The organism is Klebsiella sp. 141251, from assembly GCF_050600725.1.
GTDB classification, from domain to species: Bacteria; Pseudomonadota; Gammaproteobacteria; order Enterobacterales; family Enterobacteriaceae; genus Klebsiella; species Klebsiella aerogenes.
Genome location: NZ_JAQIRG010000003.1, coordinates 195,419 through 219,782, shown reverse-complemented (window position 1 = coordinate 219,782; position 24,364 = coordinate 195,419). Strand labels below are relative to the sequence as shown.

The following is a 24,364-nucleotide window of genomic DNA, read 5'->3' as shown; positions in this document are numbered from 1 at the left end:
TAGAACCCCGCAGCCAACCGGAAGATTCATAGGCGCGGTATGCGGGTGACGAGGTGGTGTAACTCCTCGGCATGCTGGCGCAAAACAAGATACACATCGTTATCCAGAGCGCCATTTATAACATCAGTTTCGATAAGATGTAACGCCTCTTGATACGGCATACCGAGCCGATAAGGGCGATCCTCAACGAGCGCGGTAAAGATATCCGCAACGGCGATAATTCTGTCTGGAAGGTGCAAATAACGATGATTCAAATGAAGTGGATAGCCGCTGCCATCGAGTTTTTCATGGTGATTAGCGGCCCAATCGATGATTTCCGCCAGATCGGTGAAATCTCGTAATATTTCACCGGTCATATAGCTGTGTTCGCGAATCAATTCGGCTTCGTCATCGCTAAGTTCAGCCTGTTTTTCGAGGATCGCCAGTGGAATATATATTTTGCCGATATCATGCAAATAGCCGGCAATTTCAATTTTACGGCACACCAGCGGCGGTAAATTCATATAGACGGCGAGGGCATAAGAAATTTCGCCAACCATGATGCTGTGGCTGGCGGTGAAACTACTGTAGGTATCAACAATTTTCGCGATCAGCAAACAAATATCTTTCAGACCATCGATGTCAATATATACGTCGTTAATCGGCCCCACAATTTCCAGCAACCGCTGAATATGCTCTGCTTGCATATGGCGCCAGAAGGTAGGGTGTTGCGCTAGTTCACGCAGAGTATCGCAAAGTGGTGGATCGATATCGCGATAGTCATCGACAAAGCGGGCGACGAGCGCCTTTTGTTGGTCCGGGGCAACGACGCCTTGCGTAGGAAGGAGACGCTCAAAGCAGTCCGCAAAATAGACGATATGCTGCTCCAGAGTGCCTTTGCGGGTTGGATCAAAGTGGTGATCGCCAATAATAGGGCGAATAAGGGTAAAAGTGTCCAGGCCGGCAAGCATCTGTACGCCGCGGATTTGGTGTGGGTCATAAAGGTTATCTATCGCATTCAGTGAGTCAATGCGCCGCTTATCACCCAGTACGCCGATATCATGCAGCAGCGCGGCCAGAAAGATGGTTTTTTGCTGCAGTGCTGGAAGCTCCAACGCCAGCGATAATTTGTAGCTTATCAGCGCCGTGCGCAGTAAATGCAGGTCCAACCTTGGGTTGATGGCGTTAATGACGCGCGTGACCAGCATTAAAGCCGACTTTAAGGCAATACGCATTTTTCTCTCCGTCCATGTAAACCGCTGTTGCCGTTAATCCTGTGGCATCCGAAAGCATGCTCAAATGCCTCCCGGACGCTGCATGAGTGAAGAGATGTATATCTGAGGCTTCATCCACGCTCCGTAAACAATTCATTTTAGCTCACATAGTCGCTTTCATTCTGCTAATCACTTGATGAATCCTTTCACAGTTTGATTCATATCTAGTTGCGATGAGGAGTGATTGCTTTTACATCACCTTTCAGGAGGCGATAGGCGCGGACTGACAAACCCAAATCAGCGATAATGTGTTGTCAGTCTCAATTTTGCGAGATGGCATCGGCAATGCGGTTTAATTGCCACGAGTGCAGCAAAGAGTAACAACCAGGGAATAGTTGAGAGTCCTGCGAACGCGACTATTAGTTAATTGCAATGTTATACTTTTGTCAGTATTTATCAGTAAGCATAAATAATCCTGTTCTTATTTATATTTATTAATAGCTAACATTTTTAATCGGCTAGCACGGTCGCAAATATTATTATCCACAGTGATTGTTTGCACTGACTATATTTGATGTATGTATGTTTTTGCCCGTGCGCGTTCAGGGCCTAATGTGCCGGAAGGCGGCGTCAACAGCGGCCTGCGTGATGTCATGCCTGTAAAATCGCCAGATAGCAGTTTAAGTCCATTCCTATATCAGAAAAAATCATTAGCGCGAAAATGATTATCAGCGTGAATATGAATGAACGGACTTCATTTTCGCTTTACAATTTGTAACATCTGTGAATCTATTATGTATTTTGGCATTAAGTGTAATTTTTTCTTGCTGCCGTGAATTTACCAGGATTACTATTGTCTGACTTGCTGTATCGCCTAATGACGGATGAAGGGACTCGTTTTTTCCTTAAGCGTTACCCTATATTTTAATGTTTACAGGAAAAACCATGTCTTGCGCCTTTAAAAAACATCTATTGCTTCCCCGCTATTGGGTGACCTGGTTTGGCCTGGCCATTCTTTGGTTAATCGTCCAACTCCCTTATCCCGTGTTACATACGCTCGGTACTAGCGCAGGGCGGTTATCACGTCGTTTTCTGAAACGTCGGGAACACATTGCCCGGCGTAACATTGAGCTGTGCTTTCCGGAGATGTCATGCGCTGCCCGCGAAAAGCTGCTGGAAGAGAACTTTATGTCTCTCGGCATGGGGCTTATCGAAACGGGTATGGCGTGGTTCTGGAGCGATGAACGCGTTAAAAAATGGTTTGACGTCGACGGTATCGCCAATCTGAACAATGCGCTCAGCGCCGATAAAGGCGTGATGGTTGTTGGCATTCACTTTATGTCACTGGAGCTGGGTGGCCGCGCAATGGGCTTGTGTCGTCCGATGATGGCGACGTATCGCCCGCACAATAGCCCGCTTATGGAGTGGGTGCAGACTCGCGCTCGTCTGCGCTCGAATAAAGCGATGATCGACCGTCGTAATCTCTCCGGTCTGGTACATGCGCTGAAATCCGGTGAGGCGGTGTGGTTTGCGCCGGATCAGGATTACGGCCCGAAGGGCAGCGTATTTGCGCCGTTCTTCTCGGTTCCACAGGCGGCGACGACTAATGGTACCTGGGTGCTGTCGCGCCTCTCCGGTTCAAAAATGCTGAGTATCAGTATGGTGCGCAAGCTGGATCGTAAAGGCTACAGCCTGCATATCAGTGAAGTCATGAATGATTATCCCGGCGAAGATAAACAGATTGCCGCCAGTTATATCAACAAGGTCATTGAACGCGAAATTCTGCGTGCGCCGGAGCAATACCTGTGGGTGCATCGCCGGTTCAAAACCCGCCCGCTTGGTGAAACTTCGGTATATTAGTACCACAGTTGCGCTCCACGCTTTCAAAATGACCGCAGTTGCGTTAACGTGAGCCGGATCATACTTTTTGTTGAAAGCGAAGGAGTGCAGCGTGTTCGCTGAGTTTGGTGTTTTGAATTATCTGACCTACCTGGTCGGGGCTATTTTTATCATTCTCGTACCAGGTCCCAATACTTTTTTTGTACTGAAAACCGGTATCGCGCACGGCGTTAAGAAAGGATACCTTGCCGCCGCTGGCGTATTTATCGGCGATGCGGTTCTGATGTTCCTGGCTTTTGCTGGCGTTGCGACGCTTATCAAAACGACCCCGGTGCTGTTTAATATTGTGCGCTATCTCGGCGCGATTTATCTGCTTTGGTTGGGCGCCAAAATGCTCTACTCGGTATTTAAACAGCGCGAGGGGCATGATGCCGCCGATGCTGAGCCGGGGAGCGCGATCCTCAAACGCTCGTTAACCCTGAGCCTGACCAACCCAAAAGCGATCCTTTTTTATGTCTCTTTTTTCGTCCAGTTCATTGACGTTAATGCGACATCGCCGGGCGTCGCGTTCTTTATCCTGGCGCTAACGCTGGAGATCATTAGTTTTATCTACATGAGCTTCCTTATCCTGTCTGGTTCGTTTGTGACGCGCTATGTGAAAACCAAAAAGAAACTGGCGAAATTGGGCAACAGCTTGATCGGTCTGGTCTTTGTCGGCTTTGCCGCACGCCTGGCGACGCTGCAGTCCTGATCCCGGAAACTATCTGCCAGCGATAATCGCTGTGTTGTAACAAAAACCCTTCAATTTTTATTGCATTGGTGTTACATATACAGCCGATTATCGCTCACAGAGAAGGGAACCCGGATGATTCTGCAAAAAATCCTCAGTAATAAAAACGGCAAGAAGTTTCTGTTGTCGATGGCGACGGTATTTGCTATTGCGCTTGCCGTCGTGGGCCGCGCAACGTTCGGTGGCGTGGTGAGCGAGTACAACATGCCGTACTCGGAGTGGACAACTTCAATGTTCTTCCTGCAAGGCGCGATGGTGATGGTTTACAGTACCGTGTTCACCGTGTTATTTGCTATCCCGCTGGGCTTTCTGTTTTTAGGTTCTGATCGTCAGGACTAAATGCAACAAGGCGAACTCTTGTTCGCCTTTTTGAATGATCCTATCTGTCACCAGCCACGGTCATGATGATGGTGGTGGTGTCGATGATGATAACCATCATCTACGATACATCCCGATAACAGCGTGCACAGCGCAATAATCAACGGTAACACCATCGGTTTTTTCATTACTCACTTCTCCAGTTAATGCCCGCTTTAGCAAATAAATACAGCGAAGCGGCTGATGAAGTGAGTGTATCGTCTTAACTTATTGAGTAGATAAGACAACTCTGCAATACCGGGCGGAGGGGAGAAATGAGATTACCACCAGCCCAATTCGGTACCGGCAACCACCACGATGGCGACGATAATCATAATAATGGTCGTCTTTTTCATGATGCCCCCCCTGGCGCCGCATAGCCGCCAACAAAAAACCAGCCCAGAAAGACCACGGCGACGATGAAAATCACCACCGGAAAAAGAATACCCAATTTCATGCTCAGTTCCTGTCTATTAACGTTATGTTATCTATCATACTGGAAAGTTATGCTTTTTGGTCAATATCGAACCGAGTCAGCATGCGGCGTGCGTTTTTGTCGTGGTACATAGCCTCATCCGCCGCGCGTAGCGCCTGCTCAACATCCATATTTCGCGGATCGACTTCGATCACCCCAAAGCTGGCGCCAGGATATTCTATACCGTGTCCGGCCAGGCGGTAACGTCCGGTAAGCTGCTGGCGTAAGTGGGCAATAAACGCCTCCTGCGCGGATGATTCAAGCGCCGGGCCGATGATTAAAAACTCATCGCCGCCGAGGCGGCCAACGGTATCTTCGTCACGCACGCTGGCACTTAATCGTTCGCCTATCTGGATGAGAAAACTGTCGCCGCAGGGGTGGCCCAGTTTATCGTTAATCGCTTTAAAATCATCGAGGTCGATGAAGATAAGCAGAAGTCTGCGTTGTTGGGCGCCAGCAGCGATAAACAGCGTCTTAAGATGTTTAAACAATGCGCGACGATTAGCTAAACCTGTCAACTCATCGGTGTAGGAGTGCATCTCCAGTGCCGCATTCGCGCTGCGCAGTTGCTGAACCAGCGTCTCTTTCTCCACGTAATGAGAGATCAGGCTGGCGAACAGGATCATGACCTGCTCGCCTTCCAGGTTAAAGGGCTGCTTGACGCGGCTGGTGGCGCACAACGTGCCATATAAGGAACCATCGGCAAGATGGACCGGGATACTGAAGAACGTAGCGATACCGAGCTCCTGCGCGGCAATACAGGAGCGCCAACGTTGGCCAACGTCGTTGCAAAATATACAGTTATCATCGATCGCGCGTTTGCAAAGCGACTCGTCCCAGGGAACGGAGAACCCTTCGGGGATCTGCATTTCGCTGCTGTTGTGGGCATACATGACGAGCTGGCGCTGGGCTTCGAAGTCAATGCGGGTGAGATAAGTTGACTCCATGCGGGTCACCAGCTCCAGCATTTCCAGCAATTGTCGCACCAACGTTTCGAGCGTTCGTTCGGTAGCAAGCGTCTGTGAGACGCGGGCAAGAATGAAGTCTGACATGAATGAAACGGCCCCCGGACGTTAGCGCAGTACTGCGAGCTTGCGCAGCGAACAGCTAATAACAAACATATTTATAACGAATGTATCACATTTGGCAGGGGGATATCTGCTATCGCGACGGTAAAAAAAAGCCCCATCGGGGGCGATGGGGCAAAACTCATTGATTATGGAATGATCTGTTCTCTGGTCAATTCGAGAACGAGCGCTACTCTAAAGGGCAAAAGTGTAGTTAAAATGGAGAAACCGTGGAGATTCAGGGCGAAAGGTCGCTTTGAATAAAACAGGAGCAATTATGAAGTGGATAGTAATGATGTTGCCGCTGGCGTTAGCGGGCTGCGCTCAGTCACAACAGCCTGATGCGCCGCCGCCGCCAAACTCGATCGGGATGGCCAATCCGGCCGCCGTCTATTGCGACCAGAAGGGCGGTAAGCAGGTTCCGGTCCAGACACCTCAGGGCGTGCGCACCGACTGTAAACTTCCCAGTGGCGAAACGCTCGATGAATGGGAACTGTGGCGGCGCGATCATCCGGCGAAAAAATAATTCGCCGCCGCTAAATTAAGCTCTTTAGCCACTCCGCCAGCACCAGCGCATGGTTTTGTTGCGTATCTTTTGCCGCATAGAGCAGGGTTAATGGTTGCTGGTTGGCCAATTTGGCGAGCCGTAGCCCTTCATCGCGATGGTTTTCCAGTTCTTCGCGGTACTGCTGGCGGAAGTGAGGGAAGTCAATCGCTTCTCCATGCAGAGCCTTGCGTAAATCGCTGGAAGGCGTCAGGGTTTTACACCACTCGTCATAATGCAAATCCTCTTTTTTTATCCCCCGTGGCCACAGGCGATCGACCAGCACGCGGTAACCGTCGCTGGCCTCTGTAGGGTCATAAACGCGTTTACATTGAATCATCATTATTCTCCCGTCGTTATGTCAATCTGGCGGCAAGCCCTTGCAGCACACCGATAAATAACCATTGTGTTCCGCGAATGATAACGCTAATCTGAGGTTCCTTGTGTTGCCCGATAATCCACAGACATAAGGATCCTGCTATGAACACCCCTTTGCGCATTGCCCTTGTTGGCGATTACAACCCTGACGTGATTGCCCATAAGGCGATTCCGCTGGCTATCGATGACGCTGCCGCGGTTCTGGAACAACCGGTGAGTTATGACTGGATAGCCACCAGCGAGATTACCAGCGCTGACCGGCTCACCGATTATGACGCTATCTGGGTGGTTCCCGCCAGCCCGTATAAAAACGCCGAAGGCGCATTTATCGCCATTCGTTACGCCCGTGAAAATGGTATTCCGTTCCTCGGCACCTGCGGCGGTTTCCAGCACGCGATTATCGAATACGCCCGTAATGTAATGGGATGGCAGGATGCGGCGCACGCCGAAACCGATAGCGAAGGGCGAATGGTCATTGCGCCGTTAAGCTGTTCGCTGGTGGAGAAATCAGACGCTATCGAGCTGCACGCGAACACGCTGATTGCTCGCGCTTATGGCCGGGACAGCATTGAAGAGGGATATCATTGTAACTACGGCATTGCCGAAAGCTTTGCCCATGAGCTGGAGCAGGGCGCGCTGCGGGTGACCGGTTGGGATGAGAACGGCGAGATCCGCGCCGTGGAGTTAACCACCCATCCGTTCTTCGTCGCCACGTTGTTCCAGCACGAGCGCAACGCGCTGGAAGGGCGTCCGGCGCCGCTGGTACAGGCTTTCCTGCACGCAACCCGACAATAAAAAATCGGCAGCCCCGGCTGCCGACCCTTGTTATTAATGAATTTCCCGCGCCCTTCCGGCAAGGGCGCCGAACAGCGCCATGACCACTGCGATGAGTGCGACGATGATTAACGGTATATGCCAATCGCCGTAAGCATCATGGATTTTACCGATGAGCGGCGGCCCGCAGGCGGCCAGCAGATAACCGATAGTCTGCGCCATGCCGGAGAGCGCCGCGGCCTGATGCGCTGAGCTGGCGCGCAGGCCAATAAACGTCAGGCCAAGGATCATGGTAGCGCCGGATCCGAAACCAAAAATCAATGTCCAGATCACCGCCTGACCGGGCAGTAACCACAGACCGAGCGTGCTGAACACGCACATTAAGGCGACCAGAACGGCGATGCCACGCTGATCTTTCAGGCGATGGAGTACTAGCGGGATGGCCAGGCCAGGCGCAGCGGTCGCCAGCTGCAACAGACCATGCAGAGAGCCAGCCTGCGCTTCGCTGTAGCCCATACTCTGCAGGATTGCGGGCAGCCAACCGACGATCACGTAATAGACCAGTGAATTAATGCCGAGGAACAGCGTTACCTGCCAGGCCAGCGCCGAACGCCAGATCCCCCGATTGTGCGCGGCGCCCGAACCGGTCATCGGCGTGGAAGCCTGGCGGCGGGCCTGCGGCAGCCAGAGAAAGAGCGCAAATAGGGGGAAAATCATCAGCAGCAGCAGCGCGCCGCGCCAGCCAAAACCCACTAGCGCCAGCGGCACCACCATTGCGGAACCTGCCGCCGCCGCCGCGCCCATGGTAATGGAGTAGGCGCCGGTCATACGGGCGACATGGCCGGAAAAATCACGCTTAATTAACCCAGGCAGCAGCACGTTACCCAGCGCGATTCCGCAGCCAATGAGCGCTGTACCGAGATATAGCCAGGCTGTTGAGGGGAGGGAACGTAATCCGATCCCGAGGCAAATAATCACCATCGCCAGCAGCAGGCTACGCTCAATGCCGAAACGGCGGGCGACGCCGGCCGCCAGCGGAGAGACCAGTCCGAAGGCCAGCAAAGGTAGTGTAGTGAGCAGCCCGGTTTGCGCCGTCGTCAGTTGGTATTCAGCGCGTATCGCATCCAGCAGTGGGGCGATACCGGTGAAAGTTACCCGTAGCGTGGCGGCGATAAATAAAATGCCGACAATCAGCAGCAGCTTGCTGCCGTCGGCAGAGGAAGAAACAGGACTCATAACGTTCTCAGACTAATAAACAGGGTCGTAACAATAGCCTGTTTAACCGCTGTTTGAATCAAGCTAAAATGACAGATTATCGCTAATATCGGACAATTTGATGATTGGACTGGGTTTAGACGGCTATGAACCAGACAGCGGCCATGAAGCGGCGCTGGCGTTTCGCATCCAGGTGGTGGACGACGAGCAGTTTATTCCGCGCCATCAGCACCGCAAAGGTCAACTGATCCTCGCGCTGCACGGCGCTTTAACCTGCGAAGTGGATAACGCTATGTGGATGGTGCCGCCGCTGTATGCGGTGTGGGTACCGGGTCAGCTTCCACACAGCAATCGTGCAACGCCAGGGGCGCAGGTGTGCTTTTTGTTCATCGAACCGGGGGCGGCGCCGATGCCTGAGCATTGCTGCACGTTAAAAATCTCACCCCTGGTGCGAGAGTTGATTATGACCCTTGCCGAACGCGGCAGGGAGGCGCTTGACGCGCCGCCTACGCAGCGCCTGGTGCAGGTATTATTTGATGAGCTACCGCAACAACCGCAGGAGCACCTGCAGTTGCCGGTTTCAGGACATCCGAAGATCCGCCGGATGGCCGACACCATGGCCCGCGATCCGGCGCACTGGCAGACGCTGTCGCAGTGGGCGGCGGCGTTCGCCATGAGCGAACGCAACCTGGCGCGGCTGGTGGTGCGGGAGACCGGGCTTAGCTTTCGCCGCTGGCGGCATCAGCTGCAGTTGATTCTGGCGCTGCAGATGCTGGTGCGCGGACAGACGGTACAGCAAACCGCCCAGACGCTTGGTTATGATTCAACAACCGCCTTTATCACCATGTTTAAAAAAGGATTAGGGCAAACGCCTGGCCGCTACCACGCCAGTTTATCTAAGCCTTTCCGATAAAAAGTGAAATAATGCCGGCGGCGATAAGCGGCCCGACCGGGACGCCGCGAAACAGCGCCACGCCCAACACGGTACCCACCAGCAGCCCGGCGACCAGTTGAGGCTGCGAACCCATGAGAGCGACTCCGCGTCCGCCAAGCCACGAGACGAACACGCCCACGGCAATCGCCAGCAGTGATTTCCAGTTCACAAAAGAGTGGATAAGCGTCGAGGGCGGTAACGTTCCGCTGGCGATGGGAGCCATCACGCCGATGGTCAGAATGATGATACCAATGGTCAGCCCCTGCTTTTCAATCCAGGGGAAGAAAACATTAAGCGGCGTCACCCGCACGATGATGAGCACCAGTATTGAGATAGCGACAGTGGTGTTATGGCTGATGAAGCCGAGCGCCGCCAGCCCCAGCAAAATAAACAGGGTTGTATCGAACATGCCAGAGATCCTTGCCAAAATAAAAAAAGAAAACCTGCTTACTCTACGCATAATCGCGTGAATAAACAGGCTTTTAATTTATTTGCTGCAAATAAGGCTACCAGCGCCGCCCGTGAACCTTGTCGCATACCGGCGATGCGTTAAATGACGCGACGGAACGCTACCAGCTCAGGACGGGCGATACGCAGATAATCGTCGGTATTCATAATGATCGATTTTTCCAGCAGGCCGGCATTAAAGGCTATCTCTGTAAAACGTTCGAACAGCAACGGGTCGGCGACCAGTTTTAGCTTAGGGTGGAAGCTAAACGGCGGAATGGCGCCGAATACGCAGGCGGTAAGGGCATCGACTTCTGCCGGGCTGGCGAGTGACGCTTTACTGCCGCCAATATGCTGCGCCAGGCGGGATAAATCGGCCTGCTGATCGGCGGCAAGGATAGCCAGCACGTGCTGGTTTATCCCATTACCTTTCACTTTACAGACCAGCGCTTTGGCGCCCTGTCCCAGCGCGGTACCGCGGATTGCAGATACGGCTTCACATTTACCAACGGCTTCATGTTCCATAACCCGGTAGCGAGCCTGTTGCCGATCAAGGAGGCTACATAACCGCTGGTGTATGTCTGCGGTCTCTGGCGATTGCATGTTGCGATAGTTCCTCTACAGAAAAGGCAAAGCTTAACCCCGCGCGATGGCAATGAAAACTTATCTGCGAAGGTCGGGGCTTTTTTTCTGCTTTTTGTTCATATACAGGCGCGCATCGGCAGCTTTCATTGCGTCGCTGAGTGATTGTTCTGGCGCGAGATGTTCCCCGCCCCAGGAAAAATCGACGCGCTGTTGATGGTCATGAATCGCCAGATATTGCCGGATCTTCGCCGGGATATTTTCCGCTTCATCGTGCGGATAATCGATCAGAATTAGAAAAAACTCATCGCCTCCTAAGCGCACGCCATAATCGCTGCTACGAATGGAAGCGGAAATAGCCCGTGCCAGAAGAATAATCGCTTCGTCGCCGGCGTTATGCCCCCAGGTATCGTTGATCTTTTTCAGTCCATCGCAGTCAAGCGCCACCGTTACCACATTAACCCCTTGCGCGGTAAGCCGTTGCAGGCGCGACTCCAGCATCGGAGTAAGGATCTTACGATTATAAAGGCCGGTCATGGTATCGCTGATATTCTCTTTCGATACCGAGTTATAAAGGCGGAAATGAACCCGCACCAGATGCAGTAACGCGGCGGTAGAGAGTAAATAAAACAGGAAGAGTTTCCACGAACTGAGCAGAAAATACATAATATCAAGAGATAAGCTTATCCGTAAGTTTTCTGCCACCTGATGGGTGTAATGGGCGTAATTCAACAGATGTGTTTTACTATGATGTACCTCAATGAGGGCGCCGGTATCGGAATCCTTCAAGGTAATATCCAGATAGCGCCACACTAAAGGCCGGTCGCTGGTATATAACAACGCCTCAATCTCTTGCGCGGTCACATCGACCATCACTACGCCTTTTAGCTTATCCTTGAAATACACCGGCGTTAAAAACGATAAAATATTCTTTCCCGTCATCGCATCAACATACACGGTTGAGATGAGCGAGCGACCCTGTTCTAAACCATCGAGGCTGGCCTGGCTAATACCCAGTTTACTGTCCTGAAGAAAATTCCAGTTCTGTATCGGATTGCTTTTAATTCTGACGGGTGCATAAAAATAGATATATTTATTTACCAGATCTATGTAATAGCGAAAGCGTTTTTCTGATTTGAGCGTCGCAGGAACCTCTGGCTGCCAGCTATCATTCCTGGCAACCGCGCGATCGAATGCCTGGAGCGCAGGAATATCGCCACGCCACTTGCCGCAGTCGGCATGCGCGGCGCTTAGCGTGCCATGCAGTTGGGGATAGGTATATCCGGCGATATTCAAACCACTGACATCCCCGTTGTGTTGTACGCTATTGCAGACCTGCTCTAGCTCCGTTTGATTTGGGGGAGTATCCAGTTTGCGCAGAAATTGAGAGATGATGAGTTGATTCTGATACTTATCATAGAGAAAGGTCGATTCTCCTTTTTCTATGATGTATCGCATATAGCCTGACATATCGCGATGGGTAGCGATTAATTCGTATACAAGAAATGAAGACGTCAACACCACAACGCCTGCGGAAATAACATGTCGCAGTAATTTATTCTGTAATTTCATGATGTTTGGATTCGTCTTACCCGTTTAGCTGATTTTATCATAGTGGATAAACAGGCTACCAGAGCGTGGGTGAACGAACGGCTGGTCAGATTAACTATGCTGACAGATAGTGTAGGTGTGGAGAACGAGGCAGGGCAGACTAACTAAAATGCGGCACTCTTCATGACGCGTGTCTGAAGAGTGCGCAGGACTGGCCAAAGGCCACTCATGAGGCGGCGGAGGCAAACATTTTGCTTCCGGCGACTTGTGACATGACAGGCTGATAAACATCGATAGATTCGATATTGTCAAAAGTCACCATGTCGGATTTGCAAAAAATGCATTTCGCGCCGAAGGGGTTTTTTTCGCTCACATCAAAATGTGAGGTTCTGTACTGTGACCCATGGCAGCACGGGCATCGGAAATGAATATTGTTAATCATAATTTTATCCTTTTATATTATTATGTTTTTTTACATTTTGTCACTGACCCACAGATGAATATGTAAATTTCTGATGGGCTGAACTGCAAAACGAAAATATCGTTTGCGTTACTACTAAAAATAGCATGCCTGACAAATTATGTTATCAATTTATGCCATTTTGTGTTGATTTGAATGAGATGCTTCTTATTTATCTACTCAGGTCAAGGCCGTCATCGTTATCGTAAATCAGAAGTTCGCATCAAATTCAGCCAGCGTTTAACCGTCTTACTAAGCCATTACTCTTATTAGTCATCTTCTATCCAGTTTTTAATGTATCAAAGCATACAGGATTTGATTTGCAGAAGAATCTTAATACTATTGGAGAGACTCAGGAAAGGTGGTATCAGCGATAGCGCCTGGAGGTGTGAGTAACTGCTTGGGTAATATCTTTCTGTCTTTCAAATCGACGTAACCATTAACGCATAGTAGAAAAAATAGTGCAACCTTTATTTTAGCCGTCCGGAGGCCCGATGCGTAAAGGATTAATTCGGCAATTATCAAAATGTAAATGTACGGAGCCAGAATCTGCCTGGCAATGTGTTTTCGTGACAGATAAATCAGCCAGAATGGGTATTTATCTGGCTGATTTATGAGACTAAGTATTACTGGTGGCGCCTTGTTTATGGAACAGCTCGCGGAAGACCGGGTAAATATCTTCCTGATCGCGAATATGCTGCATTGCAAAATTCTCAAACGTCGCCTGCAGATGCTCATACTCGCGCCACAGCGTCTGGTGGGCGCGGCGGGTGATTTCGATATAGCTGTAGTAACGAACCACCGGCAATATTTTCTTCGCCAGCAGTTCATGACACAGCGGCGAGTCGTCCGCCCAGTTATCGCCATCCGACGCCTGCGCGGCGTAAATATTCCACTGCGCTGGGTCATAGCGGGCTTTAACAACCTCATCCATCAGCTTTAAGGCGCTTGAAACGATCGTGCCGCCGGTCTCCTGGGAATAGAAAAACTCATGTTCATCCACCTCTTTCGCCTGGGTGTGGTGGCGAATATAGACCACCTCAACGTTTTTATAGGTCCGGCTGAGGAACAAATACAGCAGAATGTAAAAACGTTTCGCCATGTCTTTTGTGGACTGGTCCATTGAACCAGAAACATCCATCAGGCAGAACATCACCGCCTGGCTTGAAGGCTCCGGTCGTTTCTCATAGTTTTTATAGCGTAAATCAAAGGTGTCGATAAACGGCACGCGCTCAATTTTAGCCCGCAGTTCAGCAATCTCTTTACGTAGCCGCTCCTCTTCCAGCAACTGCGCTGGTTCGCTTTTGGCAATGGTATCGAGATCGTCTTCCAGCGCCCGCAGTTCGCGCCGTTTACCGGCGGTCATCGCGGTTCGCCGCGCCAGCGAATTCTGTAGCGAGCGCACCACGCTGATATTGGCCGGCACGCCGTTGGCGGTAAAACCCGCACGATGGGTTTTGAACTCGTTCAACTGGCGTTGCTGGTTTTTCTTCAGGTTGGGAAGGGCCAGATCTTCAAACAGCAGGTCAAGATATTCATCTTTGGAAATCTGAAAGACGAATTCATCCTGGCCCTCGCCATCGGCGCTGGCTTGCCCCTGACCACCGCCGCCTCCGCCGCCGCCGCCCTGAGGGCGTTCAATGCGGTCATTCTGCACAAAGTGATCGTTGCCGGGATGGACGCGATTACGTAGCCCGCCGCGCCCCTGATGAAACATCGGCTCGTTAATATCGTCCGTCGGAATAGAGACAGACTCACCGCTGTCGATATCGGTCACCGAACGTTTATTGATGGCTTCGGAGATCGACTGCTTTATCTGCGCCTTGTAACGGCGCAGAAAGCGCTGACGATTGACAGCGCTTTTGTTCTTCCCGTTCAGGCGTCGGTCTATGAACCAGGTCATATGCCCTCCTGTACTGCATTTGCCAACTGTACCCTGATGTTGATTAGGGTAGATGTCTTTCATTATACGAGCCGTGGTGCTGAAACCCGGCAGCCGCGGCTACCGGGTTTGTCGCTATCAGGACGATTTACGTACCCGCAGGTACCATTCGCACAGCAGGCGCACCTGTTTACGGGTATAGCCTTTTTCCATCATGCGATCGACAAAGTCGTCGTGTTTTTTCTGCTCGTCGGTAGACGTTTTGGCATTGAACGAAATGACCGGCAACAGCTCCTCGGTATTGGAGAACATTTTCTTCTCAATAACCGTGCGCAGTTTTTCATAGCTGGTCCAGTTCGGATTACGTCCGCTGTTATTCGCTCTGGCGCGCAGCACGAAGTTGACGATTTCATTACGGAAATCTTTCGGGTTGCTGATCCCCGCAGGCTTCTCGATTTTCTCCAGTTCCGAATTCAGCGATTCACGGTCGAACAATTGCCCGGTATCCGGATCGCGGTACTCCTGATCCTGAATCCAGAAATCCGCATAAGTGACATATCTGTCAAAAATGTTCTGTCCATATTCGGAATAAGACTCAAGATACGCCGTCTGGATCTCTTTGCCGATAAACTCGGCGTATTTCGGGATCAGATAGCCTTTGAGGAATTCCAGATAACGTTCGGCCTGCTCTTGCGGGAACTGTTCGCGTTCGATTTGCTGTTCCAGGACGTAGAACAGATGGACCGGGTTGGCCGCCACTTCGGCATGATCGAAGTTAAACACCCTTGAGAGAATTTTAAAGGCAAAACGGGTAGAGAGACCGTTCATCCCTTCGTCGACGCCGGCGTAATCACGATACTCCTGGTAGGATTTCGCTTTCGGGTCGGTATCTTTCAGGCTTTCGCCGTCATAGACGCGCATCTTCGAGTAGATGCTCGAGTTTTCCGGCTCTTTCAGGCGCGACAGAATAGAGAAGCGCGACAGCGTTTCAAGCGTTCCTGGGGCGCATGGCGCATGGGTCAGCTCACTGTTATTCAACAGTTTTTCATAAATACGGATCTCTTCCGAGATGCGCAGGCAATAAGGCACTTTGACGATATAGACACGGTCAAGGAACGCCTCGTTGTTTTTGTTATTACGGAAGGTTACCCACTCGGATTCGTTGGAGTGCGCGAGGATAATGCCGTTGAACGGCAGGGCGGAGATCCCCTCGGTACCGTTATAGTTGCCTTCCTGGGTCGCCGTCAGCAGTGGGTGCAGTACCTTAATCGGCGCTTTAAACATCTCGACGAATTCCATGATCCCCTGGTTGGCGCGGCACAGCGCGCCGGAGTAACCATAGGCATCCGGGTCGTTTTGCGCATAGTGTTCCAGTTTACGGATATCCACTTTCCCCACCAGCGCCGAAATATCCTGGTTATTTTCATCACCGGGTTCCGTTTTGGCGATGGCAATCTGTTCGAGGATTGACGGCCACACTTTCACGACGCGGAATTTAGTGATATCGCCGCCGAACTCGTGCAGGCGTTTCGCCGCCCAAGGCGACATGATTGTCCCGAGATAACGGTTAGGAATACCGTATTCTTTGTTGAGGATCTGCGCGTCCTCCTGCGGGTTAAACAGGCACAGCGGATGATCGTTGACCGGGCTGCGTTCGCCGTTGGCGCTCAGTACATAGATTGGCACTCGCTGCATCAGCGATTTCAGTCGTTCCGCCAGCGAGGACTTACCACCGCCGACCGGCCCCAGCAGATACAGAATCTGTTTTTTCTCTTCCAGACCCTGCGCAGCATGTTTCAGATAGGAAACAATCTGCTCGATGGCATCTTCCATACCATAAAACTCTTCAAACGCCGGATAGCGTGCAACAACCCGGTTTGAAAAGAGGCGGGACAGCCGCGGCTCCAGGGCCGTATCGACCATGACTGGTTCACCAATGGCCGTCAATAGCCGCTCAGCCGCGTTGGCATAAGCACTGCGATCTTGCCGGCAGATGGTAAGAAACTCCTGCAGTGTGAACTCTTCGTCCTTGGCAGCTTCATAGCGCTGGCGATAGTGATCGAATATATTCATGGCATGCCGTCCTTTCGTTTTTTAGCACAGGTTGAGAGCCGTTCATATGAATAGTAGGGGCCCCCGGAAGGAGCAGGCTGAACGACATCCTTCACTTCTCAGCAACCCTCGTGCCAGGTTACAGAAGCGATTTGGATAACGTGCTCTGCGACTACACCTTCTAAATTTAAGCGTAGATGCATTTAGAAAACTTGCATGCCGCTAAAACTCAATTTCAATGACATATCAATAACTCATCCGGAAACCAGGCTATTTTTCGCATATCTTGCCAAAGCCGTTCATCAATGCGTCATGAAGTTGCAAGAGGGCGGTCATCAAGCAGTGGGAAATTGTTCGGTTTAGTGTAAGAGCAAGTAAAGCATTTGAGGCATGACCTCTACGACGTTAAACTGCACGCGCTAATTATTTGACAACAGGAATATGGATCGTGACTAAAATCAAACTTCTGGCACTGGGTGTGTTCATCGCGACGTCAGCTAGCGCAGCGCACGCTGACGGGAAGTTAACGCTGGGGGCCGGCGTGGGCGTCGTCGAGCATCCTTATAAACAATATGATGCAGATGTTTACCCGGTACCTGTCATTAGTTATGAAAGTGATAATTTCTGGTTCCACGGTTTGGGTGGTGGTTACTACCTGTGGAATGATACCAACGACAAACTGTCCGTGACCGCTTACTGGTCGCCGATGTATTTCAAGCCGGGCGACAGCGACAATTCGCAGATGCGCAAGCTGGACCGCCGCAAATCCACCATGATGGCGGGTTTGAGCTACGTTCATAACACTCAGTACGGATTCCTGCGTACGACGCTTGCCGGTGATACGCTGGACAACAGCAACGGTATCACCTGGGATCTGGCCTGGCTGTACCGTTATACCAACGGCAACCTGACCCTGACGCCGGGTATTGGCGTGGAGTGGAACAGCGACAATCAAAACGAATACTACTACGGCGTCTCGAAGCATGAGTCTAATCGCAGCGGCATGCGCAGCTACGATCCTGACAGCAGCTGGAACCCGTATCTGGAGCTGGCGGCGAACTATCGTTTCCTCGGCGACTGGAGCGTTTACGGTATCGCCCGCTACACTCGTTTGTCTGACGAAATCACCGATAGCCCGATGGTGGACAAATCCTGGAGCGGCCTGATTTCGACCGGGATTACCTACACCTTCTAACAGCGCACTACGACAGACTTTTTTGTGCATCAAAACAGGGCGTTATGCCCTGTTTTGCTATACGGTGGCGCGAAAGTGGCGAACTCCCACGACAATTCGCGTTTATGCCGGGTGGCGGCTACGCCTTATCCGGCCTACGGTCCGTGCCATTGTGAGCTTAAATCTCTATCTCGTACCTATGGTTACTGACACTGCCGGTGTTGGTGGCGACTGGCCGCCCCCTGTCGCCCCATTAAAGTAGGCCTGATAAGCGAAGCGCCATCAGGCGCACATAGGCTACCCGCTCACGCCCGACGGTTATCGGGCGTTTTCGTACAGGGTTTGCGCGTTGATTAACGCTTCACGACGCGAATGGTCTGCGCCAGGCGGGTGGGTTTCTCTTCGCTGGCTTTCTGCGGCACGGTCACGCAGCAGGTTTCGACGCAAACGAAAGTTTTGTAGCCATCATCCGGCATATCGCCCATGCTGACGGAAAGCGCCGGGCCCGGGTTCCAGGCAACGACGTTACCGTGGTGGCGATGGACCACATCGATGTTGCGCTTCAGGACATCATCATGAATCACGCTGCAGGCTTCGGCGTTCAGATAAACGCGGTCGGTACGGTCAGGGAAGGTCTGGATGCCGTCTTTCAGCACGCCTTCTTCGGCATTCAGCACTTTATCAACATAGCGATCGCCAAGGCCGCTAACTTTCACCGCCGCGATATCGCCAACGTTGAAGTAGGTGTGCAGGGCAGAAGTGGTTTCAAACTCGCCGTGGGCTTCCAGTTCGATCTCGCAGGTCTTACCCAGCTTGAAGCGCGCATACAGCGTGAAGTCGTGCGGCCAGTATTTGCGGGTTTCGTCACTGCTCTGGAGCTCGAAGGTCAGCATCACGCCGTTTTCATCTTCGTCCTGGCATTTTAGCGCCCACGGCAGGTTACGTGCGAAACCGTGCGACGGCAGCCCCTGTTGCGCTGATGGGCCGAACCACGGCCAGCAGATGGGTACGCCACCGCGCAGGGCGACGCCGCTTTTAAATGGGGTATTGTTGCTCAACCACAAAACTTCTTCTTCACCGGCCGGTTGCCAGGAGAGCAGGTGAGCGCCCTGTAGGGCGACGGAAGCTTTTACCTGCGGGTGGTCAACGACGATAAGTTCAAGATCGTCCAGCTGGCGGCGGGATAAAGCAGGAGAAAGTTGTTCAATCACCGGGAGAGCAAAAATTTTATTAATCATTACGCCATCCTCTTTCAGGCAAAAAAAAGAGCGACCGAAGCCGCTCTTATTAATTACTTGTTCATCTCAACTTATTTGGAGATGTGAGCAATCAGGTCCAGAACTTTGTTGGAGTAACCAGTTTCGTTGTCGTACCAGGAAACCAGTTTCACGAAGTTGTCGTTCAGTGCGATACCAGCTTTAGCATCGAACACGGAAGTGCAAACTTCGCCGTTGAAATCGGTAGATACAACGTCGTCTTCGGTGTAACCCAGAACGCCTTTCATTGCGCCTTCAGAAGCCGCTTTGATTGCTTTCTTGATTTCTTCGTAGGACGCTGCTTTTTCCAGACGAACGGTCAGGTCAACAACGGATACGTTCGGAGTCGGAACGCGGAACGCCATACCGGTCAGTTTGCCGTTCAGTTCTGGCAGTACTTTACCTACAGCTTTAGCAGCGCCGGTAGAGGACGGGATGATGTTCTGAGCTGCGCCGCGGCCGCCGCGCCAGTCTTTGTGAGACGGGCCATCAACGGTTTTCTGAGTTGCGGTGGTAGCGTGAACGGTGGTCATCAGGCCTTCAACGATACCGAAGTTGTCGTTGATAACTTTAGCCAGCGGAGCCAGGCAGTTAGTGGTGCAGGATGCGTTAGAAACGATGTCCTGGCCTGCGTAAGTGTCGAAGTTAGCGCCGCGAACGAACATCGGAGTGTTGTCTTTGGACGGGCCAGTCAGAACGACTTTTTTCGCGCCAGCGGTGATGTGTTTACGAGCGGTTTCGTCGGTCAGGAAGATACCGGTTGCTTCAGCAACAACGTCAACACCAACTTCGTCCCATTTCAGGTTAGCCGGGTCACGTTCAGCGGTAACACGGATTTTTTTACCGTTAACGACCAGATGACCGTCTTTCACTTCAACGGTGCCGTCGAAACGACCGTGAGTGGAGTCATACTTCAGCATGTAAGCCATGTACTCTGCGTCTAACAGGTCGTTGATTGCAACGATCTCGATGTCAGAACGTTTCTGAGCAGCACGGAAAACAATGCGACCGATACGGCCAAAACCGTTGATACCTACTTTGATAGTCATATATTCCACCAGCTATTTGTTAGTGAATAAAAGGTTGCCTGTAAAATTACAAAAACCTTACGCAGCGTCAAGCGGAATCGTGTCAATCATTGCGACAAATCAATCCTGAGCAGACCTTTGCGCGATTGATTTGCCTCACTCTCCCTTTGAGCCCAATTCCATATGGGGACTGCGTCCGGAATTTTAAAGGTCATATAAGATAAAAATGTGATTAGTATCACAATTATCTGGCTGCCTGATGGCATCGGATAAGTTTAGAACAAAAGTACAGGTTTCATTGTTAATGTTTTGTTAGAATCAACGGGTAAAGTTGCCCTTTCAAAGCGAGAAGTAATCACATGGCTAATAAACCATCTCCTGACGAGCTCAAACAAGAATTGAGCGAGATGCAGTTTTATGTGACGCAGAATCACGGTACCGAACCGCCGTTTACCGGTCGGTTGCTGCATAACAAAAAAGACGGCATCTACCACTGCCTGGTCTGCGATGCGCCGCTGTTTCACTCACAATCCAAGTATGACTCCGGCTGTGGCTGGCCGAGCTTCTATGAGCCGGTGAGCGACGACGCGATTCGTTATCTCAATGATTACTCCCACGGTATGCAGCGTACGGAAATTCGCTGTGGCAATTGCGATGCACACCTGGGGCATGTCTTCCCGGATGGCCCGCAGCCGACCGGCGAGCGTTTTTGCGTCAATTCGGCCTCATTAAGCTTCACCGATGACCAAAACGGCGAGCGAACCAAAGGCTAAGAAACGATTCAGCAAATTATTCCAAGTCGGATGAGCAGAAGATGGATATCGAGCAAATTATTGCCAGTATGACGCCGGAACTGTACCAACGTTTAGCCACCGCGGTGGAGTTAGGAAAATGGCCGGACGGCGTTGCGCTGACCCCGGAACAAAAAGAAAACAGCATGCAGCTGGTGATGTTGTGGCAGGCGCGCAACAACACGGATGCGCAGCATATGACCATCGACACCAACGGTCAGATGGTGATGAAGAGCAAACAGCAATTGAAAGAGGATTTCGGAATCGTGCCGAAGCCGATTGCGACGTTCAAACCGCAGTAATCTGCTGCACTGAGCGCCCGGTTTAATCGGGCGGCTCTTTAAGTCACCCCGGTCGCGTCGTGCTTCCGGGGCTCGCGCTTTACTGCGTCTTGATACCTAGCGACTCGGCCAGCTGTCGGGCAAGCTGGTTTTTATCATCTGCGCCATATTCCCAGAACATGCCGCCCGCTAACCCTTTGCTCTTGATGTAATCGGCTTTGATCGCCACCGAACGAGGGTTCTCGTAGGACAGGGCGAATAGCGCTTTGCCATCGGCTGATTTTACCGATAACCACGGCACCTTCGCTTCGTCATCCCAATGTTCAGTAAAGCGTTTCTGCGGATCGTTTAGTAGTTTGGCGACAATATCGTTGTATTTCACATAGGTATCTTTGCTCAGGTCATAACCCAGCGATTTAAACAACTCGATTTGCTGCGCCCCGAAGTAAGGTTGGGTGGCCGGGTTTTTCTGCGCATCCGGCTTACTCCAGTCGATGCCTGGCTCGACGGCACGTTTCGGTACCCGGCCATAGAAACCAATACCGAGATTCATTTGACTGGGTTTGAGACCAGCAGCCAGATAGTTATTAACCACAAAATCGGCGCTGTATTTATCCGCTGCGGCCGCCGTCGGCCAGTGGCGGGAGTCATACAGATTGGAGTTGAAATATTGCGTGCCGTAGGCCATGTCGTAGGTCATCAGATTGATGTAATCCAGCTGCGGGGCGACCGCTTTCACGTCGACCCAGCTTTTTGGACTTTCAACATTAGCGCCCACGGCGATGGTCACCAGTTTCTTAGTGCCAACGGCGGCACGCAGTTCTTTAAGCAACGCGGTAAAGTTATCGCGATCCGCCGGTTGGCTAGCCACTAATCCCCAGGCGCCGTTAACCGGAAATTCCCAGTCAAGATCGATGCCATCAAGGCCATACTGGTTAATGACCTGCTGAACCGAACGAATAAACACCGCCCGGCTTTCCGGCGTGGCTGCCGCGCCGGAAAATCCACGCGCGCCCCAGCCGCCGACGGAGAGCAGGACTTTTAGATCCGGGTTTTGCTGACGTAGCGCCGGCAGTTTTTGTAAATCCGCCTGTACTTTCGGCGACAGCCAGATTTGATGGAGATGGTCAGGATCTTTCAGCGCGTCGTTGGTCTCGTCTTTTTCATCGTTGTAGATAAGGCCGAACGAGTAGTTAAGATGGGTTATTTGTCGGACATCAAGCTTGTCGATATCGCCGCCGGGGCCTGCGGTGACGTCGCCGCCGCCGTTAAAGTAGCCGACCGACATGTAAGATTGCGCGGAAACGACAGAGGCGCAGAGCAGGGGTAATGCTGCCAGCAAGGGCAAAAGTTTCATCGGAGTTCCTCTTTGACAATAATAAAAACGCACACGCCACGGAAATGGCGTGGCGAAAAAACAGCCTGCCCACAGTATCAGCCCTTATCCGGGGAAACTGCGAGACAGCTCAATTTATCGAGGTCAACGAGGCGGTAAATACCGCCCGGCGTGAGGTACGCCGGGCGCGACGTCAGGGCTGAGTTTCCAGCCAGTCATCGAGGGTGTAGAGCGTGGCTCCGGCGGCGGCCATGTCCATAAAGGCAACGGCGCTGTCCTGCGCCTGCAGGTTGACACCGCGACAGCCGTCGGTGATAACGTTAACGGTGTAGCCCAAATCCAGCGCATCGAGCACGGTAAATTTAACGCAGTAATCCGTCGCGAGGCCGAGAATGTTCAGCTCCGTCACGCCGTGCGCGCGTAGCCAGCCATCCAGCTCGGTTTTCTGCCGGTGACCGTTGTCGAAAAACGCGCTGTAGCTGTCGATTGCCGGGTTTTGCCCTTTATGAAACACGGCGTTGATGGCCTGCTGTTTCAGTAACGGGTGCAGCGCGGCGCCATCGCTATGCTGCACGCAGTGATCGGGCCAGAAAGTCTGCGGCAGGCCATCAAGCTCGCCCTGGGCATAGGGCTCTGCCTGATGCTGGCTGGCAAAGCTGCCGTGGTTGGCCGGATGCCAGTCCTGGCTTGCGATGATGGCGTCGCCGCGCGCCAGGCTCCAGTCGATCAGCTGATTTGCGATATCAATGGTGCTATCGCCTTCGGGGACGGCTAGCGCGCCGCCGGCGCAGAAATCGTTTTGCAGGTCGACCAATAGCAGTGCGCGGTGGCTCATAGCATGCTCCTTATTCATCGGGGGTCAGCTCGCCGCGCAGGTTTTGCTGCATGGCGTTTCGAATGGCCGCACCATCAAGGTTCTGACTGAGCAGATAGTGTAGCTTGGTCAGCGTCGCTTCCACGGTCATATCAAAACCGCTAATGACACCGGCCTGCGCCAGTGCGTTGCCGGTGGCGTAGCCGCCCATATTCACCTTACCCGACATGCATTGCGTCAGGTTCACCACCACAATGCCGCGCTGGCTGGCTTCCGCCAGGACCTGAATAAACTCGCCGTTCTGCGGCGCATTGCCTACCCCATAGGAGCGCAGGATCAGCGCTTTCACCGGCTGACGCAGGAAATTACGCACCACATCGGCAGAAATCCCCGGATAGATGGTGACCACGCCGATCGGCTGCGGCGTAATCGGGTGAACGATCAGCTCGCCATTTCCGTGCGGCGCCGGCGGGGTGCCGAGACGGCGGATATGGATACCGGCTTCCAGCAGCGGCGCGAGGTTTGGCGAAGCAAAGGCATCAAAACCGTCTGCGTGGGCCTTAGTCGTGCGGTTGCCGCGATACAAACGATTATTGAAGAACAGCGAAACTTCGTTGATGGGATAGTTGGCGGCGACGTACAGCGCATTGAGCAAATTGATTTGCCCATCGGAACGCAGCTCGGCTAGCGGGATTTGTGACCCTGTCACAATCACCGGCTTACCTAAGTTCTCCAGCATGAACGACAGCGCCGAAGCGGTGAAGGCCATGGTATCGGTGCCGTGCAGGATAACAAAGCCATCGTATTGGTCGTAGTGGTCGCGAATATCGTCAGCGATATGCTGCCAGTCTTCCGGCGTCATATCAGACGAATCCATCAACGGCGCATATTCATGAATAGTGAAGTCCGGCATCTCCGGGCGGTGGAACTCGGGCATCAGCGCCAGCTGGCGCTGCAGGTGGCCGGAAACGGGGATATAACCGTGATCGGAGCGCTGCATACCGATGGTCCCACCGGTGTAGGCAACGTAAATCGATTTCTTTTGCATAGCATCGCTTAGGTTGGATGTGAACAGGCGCAGTATAAAGTGGCAGGCAAAAAAATAAAGCGCTAACCCTGGGAGTTGCAGAGAAGCGCTTGAATT

27 protein-coding genes are annotated in these 24,364 nt (G+C 52.1%); 9 read left to right on the top strand and 18 right to left on the bottom strand.

Annotated features, from left to right (window positions below):
* Positions 1-26: 26 nt before the first annotated feature.
* On the bottom strand, positions 27-1,214 hold the full coding sequence (locus PGR09_RS08790) for an HD-GYP domain-containing protein (protein ID WP_047045147.1): 1,188 nt from the start codon (positions 1,212-1,214) through the stop codon (positions 27-29).
* Positions 1,215-2,138: 924 nt separating this feature from the next.
* Between PGR09_RS08790 and lpxP the strand changes: the two genes are divergently transcribed.
* The 3 genes from lpxP (at position 2,139) to PGR09_RS08775 (ending at position 4,161) form a co-directional block, all read left to right on the top strand.
* Entirely contained in the window at positions 2,139-3,053 is a 915-nt protein-coding gene (gene lpxP, locus PGR09_RS08785; protein WP_045397989.1) for a kdo(2)-lipid IV(A) palmitoleoyltransferase, read from the top strand.
* Between the two features lie 91 nt (positions 3,054-3,144).
* Positions 3,145-3,783 (top strand): leucine efflux protein LeuE, encoded by a 639-nt coding sequence (gene leuE / locus PGR09_RS08780; protein WP_047045141.1) that lies wholly within the window; start codon positions 3,145-3,147, stop codon positions 3,781-3,783.
* 114 nt (positions 3,784-3,897) lie between these two features.
* Positions 3,898-4,161: a DUF2534 family protein gene (locus PGR09_RS08775; protein WP_015366132.1), complete on the top strand. Its 264-nt coding sequence runs from the start codon at positions 3,898-3,900 to the stop codon at positions 4,159-4,161.
* A gap of 47 nt (positions 4,162-4,208) precedes the next feature.
* Here PGR09_RS08775 and PGR09_RS08770 read toward each other — a convergent pair whose 3' ends face one another.
* The 4 genes from PGR09_RS08770 to PGR09_RS08755 all read right to left on the bottom strand — a co-directional run bounded on the left by PGR09_RS08770 (position 4,209) and on the right by PGR09_RS08755 (position 5,706).
* Positions 4,209-4,328: a hypothetical protein gene (locus tag PGR09_RS08770; protein ID WP_072201265.1), complete on the bottom strand. Its 120-nt coding sequence runs from the start codon at positions 4,326-4,328 to the stop codon at positions 4,209-4,211.
* 132 nt (positions 4,329-4,460) lie between these two features.
* Positions 4,461-4,535, bottom strand: coding sequence for a protein YoaJ (gene yoaJ / locus PGR09_RS08765; protein ID WP_100279139.1), 75 nt, complete (start codon positions 4,533-4,535; stop codon positions 4,461-4,463).
* A complete protein-coding gene (locus tag PGR09_RS08760; protein WP_045374857.1) occupies positions 4,532-4,636 on the bottom strand; it encodes a YoaK family small membrane protein in 105 nt (34 codons plus the stop codon). Before PGR09_RS08760 ends, yoaJ begins: the two co-directional genes overlap by 4 nt.
* 47 nt (positions 4,637-4,683) lie before the next feature.
* The gene (locus tag PGR09_RS08755) at positions 4,684-5,706 is read right to left on the bottom strand and encodes a sensor domain-containing diguanylate cyclase (protein WP_047077925.1); all 1,023 of its coding nucleotides are present in this window, start codon (positions 5,704-5,706) and stop codon (positions 4,684-4,686) included.
* Between the two features lie 292 nt (positions 5,707-5,998).
* Between PGR09_RS08755 and PGR09_RS08750 the strand changes: the two genes are divergently transcribed.
* A complete protein-coding gene (locus PGR09_RS08750) occupies positions 5,999-6,247 on the top strand; it encodes a putative hemolysin (protein WP_045374851.1) in 249 nt (82 codons plus the stop codon).
* A 10-nt stretch (positions 6,248-6,257) separates the two neighbouring features.
* On the opposite strand, the gene PGR09_RS08745 is transcribed toward PGR09_RS08750, so the two are convergent.
* The gene (locus tag PGR09_RS08745; protein ID WP_047066951.1) at positions 6,258-6,605 is read right to left on the bottom strand and encodes a DUF488 domain-containing protein; all 348 of its coding nucleotides are present in this window, start codon (positions 6,603-6,605) and stop codon (positions 6,258-6,260) included.
* A gap of 140 nt (positions 6,606-6,745) precedes the next feature.
* Here PGR09_RS08745 and PGR09_RS08740 point away from each other — a divergent pair, with 140 nt between their 5' ends.
* Positions 6,746-7,438, top strand: a complete 693-nt coding sequence (locus PGR09_RS08740; RefSeq protein ID WP_430916048.1) for a CTP synthase C-terminal region-related (seleno)protein — start codon at positions 6,746-6,748, stop codon at positions 7,436-7,438.
* Between the two features lie 33 nt (positions 7,439-7,471).
* On the opposite strand, the gene PGR09_RS08735 is transcribed toward PGR09_RS08740, so the two are convergent.
* Positions 7,472-8,653: a CynX/NimT family MFS transporter gene (locus tag PGR09_RS08735; protein WP_047077928.1), complete on the bottom strand. Its 1,182-nt coding sequence runs from the start codon at positions 8,651-8,653 to the stop codon at positions 7,472-7,474.
* 97 nt (positions 8,654-8,750) lie between these two features.
* On the opposite strand from PGR09_RS08735, the gene PGR09_RS08730 reads away from it, so the two are divergent.
* The gene (locus tag PGR09_RS08730; RefSeq protein WP_163351358.1) at positions 8,751-9,545 is read left to right on the top strand and encodes an AraC family transcriptional regulator; all 795 of its coding nucleotides are present in this window, start codon (positions 8,751-8,753) and stop codon (positions 9,543-9,545) included.
* Here PGR09_RS08730 and PGR09_RS08725 read toward each other — a convergent pair.
* The 6 genes from PGR09_RS08725 to yeaG all read right to left on the bottom strand — a co-directional run bounded on the left by PGR09_RS08725 (position 9,529) and on the right by yeaG (position 16,561).
* A complete protein-coding gene (locus PGR09_RS08725; RefSeq protein ID WP_045393296.1) occupies positions 9,529-9,975 on the bottom strand; it encodes a DUF441 domain-containing protein in 447 nt (148 codons plus the stop codon). The two genes, PGR09_RS08730 and PGR09_RS08725, sit on opposite strands and share 17 nt — an antisense overlap.
* Before the next feature lie 140 nt (positions 9,976-10,115).
* Positions 10,116-10,616, bottom strand: coding sequence for a YbaK/prolyl-tRNA synthetase associated domain-containing protein (locus PGR09_RS08720; protein ID WP_430916047.1), 501 nt, complete (start codon positions 10,614-10,616; stop codon positions 10,116-10,118).
* Between the two features lie 60 nt (positions 10,617-10,676).
* Positions 10,677-12,167 (bottom strand): diguanylate cyclase DgcJ, encoded by a 1,491-nt coding sequence (dgcJ, locus tag PGR09_RS08715; protein ID WP_063415167.1) that lies wholly within the window; start codon positions 12,165-12,167, stop codon positions 10,677-10,679.
* 205 nt (positions 12,168-12,372) lie between these two features.
* Positions 12,373-12,588, bottom strand: a complete 216-nt coding sequence (locus tag PGR09_RS08710; protein ID WP_047077931.1) for a hypothetical protein — start codon at positions 12,586-12,588, stop codon at positions 12,373-12,375.
* A 637-nt stretch (positions 12,589-13,225) separates the two neighbouring features.
* Positions 13,226-14,509: a YeaH/YhbH family protein gene (locus PGR09_RS08705; RefSeq protein ID WP_015366144.1), complete on the bottom strand. Its 1,284-nt coding sequence runs from the start codon at positions 14,507-14,509 to the stop codon at positions 13,226-13,228.
* 117 nt (positions 14,510-14,626) lie between these two features.
* The gene (gene yeaG, locus PGR09_RS08700) at positions 14,627-16,561 is read right to left on the bottom strand and encodes a protein kinase YeaG (protein ID WP_015366145.1); all 1,935 of its coding nucleotides are present in this window, start codon (positions 16,559-16,561) and stop codon (positions 14,627-14,629) included.
* Positions 16,562-16,988: 427 nt separating this feature from the next.
* On the opposite strand from yeaG, the gene PGR09_RS08695 reads away from it, so the two are divergent.
* Positions 16,989-17,735 carry a MipA/OmpV family protein gene (locus PGR09_RS08695; protein ID WP_047076760.1) on the top strand — a complete coding sequence of 249 codons (747 nt, stop codon included), beginning with the start codon at positions 16,989-16,991 and terminating at the stop codon, positions 17,733-17,735.
* A 332-nt stretch (positions 17,736-18,067) separates the two neighbouring features.
* On the opposite strand, the gene PGR09_RS08690 is transcribed toward PGR09_RS08695, so the two are convergent.
* Positions 18,068-18,952, bottom strand: a complete 885-nt coding sequence (locus tag PGR09_RS08690; RefSeq protein WP_213797711.1) for a D-hexose-6-phosphate mutarotase — start codon at positions 18,950-18,952, stop codon at positions 18,068-18,070.
* 71 nt (positions 18,953-19,023) lie between these two features.
* On the bottom strand, positions 19,024-20,019 hold the full coding sequence (gene gapA, locus PGR09_RS08685; protein WP_004203784.1) for a glyceraldehyde-3-phosphate dehydrogenase: 996 nt from the start codon (positions 20,017-20,019) through the stop codon (positions 19,024-19,026).
* A gap of 338 nt (positions 20,020-20,357) precedes the next feature.
* Here gapA and msrB point away from each other — a divergent pair, with 338 nt between their 5' ends.
* Both msrB and PGR09_RS08675 read left to right on the top strand, forming a co-directional pair.
* Positions 20,358-20,771: a peptide-methionine (R)-S-oxide reductase MsrB gene (msrB, locus tag PGR09_RS08680; protein WP_045393286.1), complete on the top strand. Its 414-nt coding sequence runs from the start codon at positions 20,358-20,360 to the stop codon at positions 20,769-20,771.
* A 41-nt stretch (positions 20,772-20,812) separates the two neighbouring features.
* Positions 20,813-21,091: a YeaC family protein gene (locus PGR09_RS08675; RefSeq protein ID WP_015366149.1), complete on the top strand. Its 279-nt coding sequence runs from the start codon at positions 20,813-20,815 to the stop codon at positions 21,089-21,091.
* Positions 21,092-21,170: 79 nt separating this feature from the next.
* Here PGR09_RS08675 and PGR09_RS08670 read toward each other — a convergent pair whose 3' ends face one another.
* The 3 genes from PGR09_RS08670 to ansA all read right to left on the bottom strand — a co-directional run bounded on the left by PGR09_RS08670 (position 21,171) and on the right by ansA (position 24,268).
* Positions 21,171-22,427 carry a glycoside hydrolase family 18 protein gene (locus PGR09_RS08670; RefSeq protein ID WP_380376201.1) on the bottom strand — a complete coding sequence of 419 codons (1,257 nt, stop codon included), beginning with the start codon at positions 22,425-22,427 and terminating at the stop codon, positions 21,171-21,173.
* Positions 22,428-22,599: 172 nt separating this feature from the next.
* On the bottom strand, positions 22,600-23,241 hold the full coding sequence (pncA, locus tag PGR09_RS08665) for a bifunctional nicotinamidase/pyrazinamidase (protein ID WP_380376198.1): 642 nt from the start codon (positions 23,239-23,241) through the stop codon (positions 22,600-22,602).
* A 10-nt stretch (positions 23,242-23,251) separates the two neighbouring features.
* Positions 23,252-24,268, bottom strand: coding sequence for an asparaginase (ansA, locus tag PGR09_RS08660; protein WP_045393280.1), 1,017 nt, complete (start codon positions 24,266-24,268; stop codon positions 23,252-23,254).
* Positions 24,269-24,364: the final 96 nt, after the last annotated feature.

Bases quoted from the DNA above. Each gene is read 5' to 3' on its own strand.
- PGR09_RS08745 (WP_047066951.1), bottom strand. From the start codon at position 6,605: ATGATTCAATGTAAACGCGTTTATGACCCTACAGAGGCCAGCGACGGT.
- PGR09_RS08710 (WP_047077931.1), bottom strand. From the start codon at position 12,588: ATGATTAACAATATTCATTTCCGATGCCCGTGCTGCCATGGGTCACAG.
- PGR09_RS08670 (WP_380376201.1), bottom strand. From the start codon at position 22,427: ATGAAACTTTTGCCCTTGCTGGCAGCATTACCCCTGCTCTGCGCCTCT.
- PGR09_RS08740 (WP_430916048.1), top strand. From the start codon at position 6,746: ATGAACACCCCTTTGCGCATTGCCCTTGTTGGCGATTACAACCCTGAC.
- PGR09_RS08750 (WP_045374851.1), top strand. From the start codon at position 5,999: ATGAAGTGGATAGTAATGATGTTGCCGCTGGCGTTAGCGGGCTGCGCT.
- PGR09_RS08755 (WP_047077925.1), bottom strand. From the start codon at position 5,706: ATGTCAGACTTCATTCTTGCCCGCGTCTCACAGACGCTTGCTACCGAA.
- lpxP (WP_045397989.1), top strand. From the start codon at position 2,139: ATGTCTTGCGCCTTTAAAAAACATCTATTGCTTCCCCGCTATTGGGTG.
- dgcJ (WP_063415167.1), bottom strand. From the start codon at position 12,167: ATGAAATTACAGAATAAATTACTGCGACATGTTATTTCCGCAGGCGTT.
- PGR09_RS08720 (WP_430916047.1), bottom strand. From the start codon at position 10,616: ATGCAATCGCCAGAGACCGCAGACATACACCAGCGGTTATGTAGCCTC.
- PGR09_RS08790 (WP_047045147.1), bottom strand. From the start codon at position 1,214: ATGCGTATTGCCTTAAAGTCGGCTTTAATGCTGGTCACGCGCGTCATT.
- PGR09_RS08735 (WP_047077928.1), bottom strand. From the start codon at position 8,653: ATGAGTCCTGTTTCTTCCTCTGCCGACGGCAGCAAGCTGCTGCTGATT.
- ansA (WP_045393280.1), bottom strand. From the start codon at position 24,268: ATGCAAAAGAAATCGATTTACGTTGCCTACACCGGTGGGACCATCGGT.
- PGR09_RS08775 (WP_015366132.1), top strand. From the start codon at position 3,898: ATGATTCTGCAAAAAATCCTCAGTAATAAAAACGGCAAGAAGTTTCTG.
- msrB (WP_045393286.1), top strand. From the start codon at position 20,358: ATGGCTAATAAACCATCTCCTGACGAGCTCAAACAAGAATTGAGCGAG.
- yeaG (WP_015366145.1), bottom strand. From the start codon at position 16,561: ATGAATATATTCGATCACTATCGCCAGCGCTATGAAGCTGCCAAGGAC.
- gapA (WP_004203784.1), bottom strand. From the start codon at position 20,019: ATGACTATCAAAGTAGGTATCAACGGTTTTGGCCGTATCGGTCGCATT.
- PGR09_RS08705 (WP_015366144.1), bottom strand. From the start codon at position 14,509: ATGACCTGGTTCATAGACCGACGCCTGAACGGGAAGAACAAAAGCGCT.
- PGR09_RS08675 (WP_015366149.1), top strand. From the start codon at position 20,813: ATGGATATCGAGCAAATTATTGCCAGTATGACGCCGGAACTGTACCAA.
- PGR09_RS08725 (WP_045393296.1), bottom strand. From the start codon at position 9,975: ATGTTCGATACAACCCTGTTTATTTTGCTGGGGCTGGCGGCGCTCGGC.
- pncA (WP_380376198.1), bottom strand. From the start codon at position 23,241: ATGAGCCACCGCGCACTGCTATTGGTCGACCTGCAAAACGATTTCTGC.
- PGR09_RS08770 (WP_072201265.1), bottom strand. From the start codon at position 4,328: ATGAAAAAACCGATGGTGTTACCGTTGATTATTGCGCTGTGCACGCTG.
- PGR09_RS08760 (WP_045374857.1), bottom strand. From the start codon at position 4,636: ATGAAATTGGGTATTCTTTTTCCGGTGGTGATTTTCATCGTCGCCGTG.
- PGR09_RS08690 (WP_213797711.1), bottom strand. From the start codon at position 18,952: ATGATTAATAAAATTTTTGCTCTCCCGGTGATTGAACAACTTTCTCCT.